The following is a 2888-nucleotide window of genomic DNA, read 5'->3' on the forward strand; positions in this document are numbered from 1 at the left end:
TGGCCGAGCCGTTCTACGCCTTCAACGACGTGCACGCGGTCATGTCGTACGTCGGGGCCGGGCGGATCGGGGAGGCGGAGAAGCTGATCGCCTCGCGGGAGGCGTACACGCTGGAGGGCCGTCCAGGGGTGACCAACGTCGCGATGACGCTGCGGGTGGGGTTGCCGGTGTGCCGGGCCCTGGTGGCGTATGGGCGGGGCGACTTCGCGGCGGTGGTCGATCTGCTGCACCCGATCCGGCACCGGGTCGGCGAGTTCGGCGGCAGCCACGCCCAGCGGGACGCCGTGCAGAAGACGCTGCTGGAGGCGGCGCTGCGGGGCGGGCGGCACGAGCTGGCGCGGGCGCTGGTGAGCGAGCGGATCGGCGTGCGGCCGTGCAGCCCGTTCAACTGGCTCAAGCAGGCGGCGGTGGCCGACGGGCTGGGCGACCGCGCGGCCGCCGCCGTCGCCCGCCGGAAGGCCGCGACGCTGATCGCCGACGCCTGACCCGCCGGGCGTTTCCCCCACCCGGCCGCTCCGCCGCGGTCGCCGCGGGACGCGCGGCCGGAAGTGTCGCACGCGCCGAGTAGGGTTCCCTTCATGGATCGGGAACTCACCTTGATGGTCGTCCACGCCCACCCCGACGACGAGTGCCTGAGCACCGGCGGCGTCCTCGCCCGCTACGCCGACGAGGGCATCCGCACCGTGCTGGTCACCTGCACCAACGGCGAGCAGGGTGACGACACGGGCGGCGTCAAACCGGGCGAGGAGGGTCACGACGCCGACAGGGTGGCCGAGCGGCGGCTGGCCGAGCTGCGCGAGTCCGTCGCGCACCTGGGCATCGACCATCTGGAGCTGCTCGGCTACCGCGACTCCGGCATGGACGGCTGGGACACCAACCACCACCCGGACGCGTTCGCCAACGTGCCGGTCGAGGTGGCCGCCGCCAGGCTGGGCGAGCTGATGGAGCGCTACCGCCCGCAGGTGGTCATCACCTACGACGAGACCGGCGGCGGCGGTTACGGCCACCCCGACCACGTGCAGGCCCACCGCATCACGGTGGCCGCCGTCGAGGCGACCGGCATCCCCGACAAGTTCTACTACACGGCGATCCCCCGGGCGGCGATCAAGCGCATGTTCGAGCTGATGCGCGACAGCGGCGTCGACCTGGGCGGCTTCGAGCCGTCCGACGACTTCGGCACCCCCGACGAGCGGGTCAACGCCGTCGTCGACGTCACCCCGTACGTCGAGCGCAAGCTCAAGGCACTCAAGGCCCACGAGAGCCAGGGCGAGAACATCTTCCTCCTCCGCATGCCCGACGAGGCCCAGCACCAGGCGTTCTCCCACGAGGCCTTCGAACGGAAGCTGAACAAGGTCAACGCCCCCGACCACGAGGAAGACCTCTTCACCGGCCTCCGCCCCTGACCCTCCCCTCCCGCCGGACTGTCCGGCGGTGATGGATCTTCGCCGAGTCGCGGTCCGACGCCGGCAAGCGTGCGTGCGGCACGGCCGGACATCCCGACGACCGTTCCCGGTGCAGCACCCGGTTCGAGTCGAGCGACCGGATCCGGGCCGACGACGCCGGGGGCCGGCTCGCCGAGCACTGCGAAGACCATCATGCAATCTGACGACCTCCGTGCGCCTCTCATGCTGGAGCTCGTCACCGCTCTCGTGCTGCCCGTGGATTCAGCCGGCCTTCGGGGGCCTGCCCCCTTTGCGGGCGCGACCTTCCGACAGCTCCCTCTCGGCGACGTCGAGTCCGGCGACCTCCTCGGGGCGCCACTCGCGCGGCGAGCATCGCAGAAGTTCGCCCGCAGTGAGCGATATCGATGGCGAGGGTCGGCATCCACGGGACCGTTCATTGCAGCGTTTCGGGTGCCTGCCCGTTTGCGGTGTCTCACGGGTGGTCGCTCATGAAACACTCCCCGCAGGATAAGCAGTTCGTAGAGCGAACCAAGGGTGATGCCTTGAGGCGGTGCGGGCCGTCGTCATGTCCGGCGGCCCGCGACGGTGACGAGCGGCGGCACCAGAACGGCCAGGGCGCCGCCGATCCACAGCACGCTCACCGGGCCGGCGGCATCGACCGCCAGTCCACCGACGAAGGCGCCGAGGGCGATGGACAGGTTGAACGTCGAGACGTACAGGGAGGACGCGGCCTCGGTGGCGGTAGGGGCGGCGTTGAGCATCCAGGTCTGGAAGGTGACCGGGACGGCGCCGTACGCCAGTCCCCAGACGACCAGGATCGCGGCCGCGGACCGGACGTCGTGGCTGCCGATCGCGACGGCGGCCATGGCGGCGGTGAGCAGCAGGCCGATGCCGCACACGGTCTGCCGCAGGCGCGTGGTGACCAGGGCGCCGGCGAGGAAGTTGCCGCAGATGCCGGCGACGCCGAAGACGAGCAGCAGCACGCTGATCATGCCGTCGGCGACGCCGTCGTCGTGGAGGATGGGCCGCAGGAAGGTGTAGGCGGTGAAGTGCCCGGTGATGGCCAGGAAGGTCATGGCGAGGCCGGTGCGTACGGCGCGGTGGGTGCGCAGCACGCGCGGCAGATCCGCGAACGTGAGGGTGCGCTGCGGCGCCACCTTCGGCATCACGATGACCATGCAGGCCAGCGAGATCAGGCCGAGCACGCCGACGGCGGCGAACGCGGTGCGCCAGCCGGCGAGGTCACCGGTCAGGGTGCCGGCGGGCACGCCGAGCACGGAGGCGGTTTCGACGCCACCGAAGACGACCGCGGTGGCGCGGGCCACGTGGCGTTCGGGCACCAGGCGCAGGGCGATGCCGCCGGCCAGGGACCAGAAGCCGCCGACACTGATGCCGATCAAGAAGCGGGCCAGCAGGACGACGGCGAAGCTGGTGGCGAAGGCGGAAGCGAGGTTGGCCGCGCCCACGATGCCGATCAGCACGACC

2 protein-coding genes and 1 pseudogene are annotated in these 2888 nt (G+C 71.6%); 2 read left to right on the forward strand and 1 reads right to left on the reverse strand.

Annotated elements, in window-relative coordinates; all coding sequences use genetic code 11:
* Positions 1–485, forward strand: a pseudogene (locus ACWCSD_RS50880) (tetratricopeptide repeat protein); the annotation flags it as partial.
* 93 nt (positions 486–578) lie between these two features.
* On the forward strand, positions 579–1403 hold the full coding sequence (locus tag ACWCSD_RS50885; protein ID WP_397156192.1) for a PIG-L family deacetylase: 825 nt from the start codon (positions 579–581) through the stop codon (positions 1401–1403).
* A 563-nt stretch (positions 1404–1966) separates the two neighbouring features.
* Here the strand turns inward: ACWCSD_RS50885 and ACWCSD_RS50890 are convergent.
* The coding region (locus ACWCSD_RS50890; protein WP_449926805.1) for an MFS transporter at positions 1967–2888 on the reverse strand (922 nt) is incomplete at its 5' end.

Source organism: Nonomuraea sp. NPDC001684 (assembly GCF_053596515.1).

Coding starts and splice junctions, on each gene's coding strand:
- ACWCSD_RS50885 (WP_397156192.1), top strand. CDS start 579: ATGGATCGGGAACTCACCTTGATGGTCGTCCACGCCCACCCCGACGAC.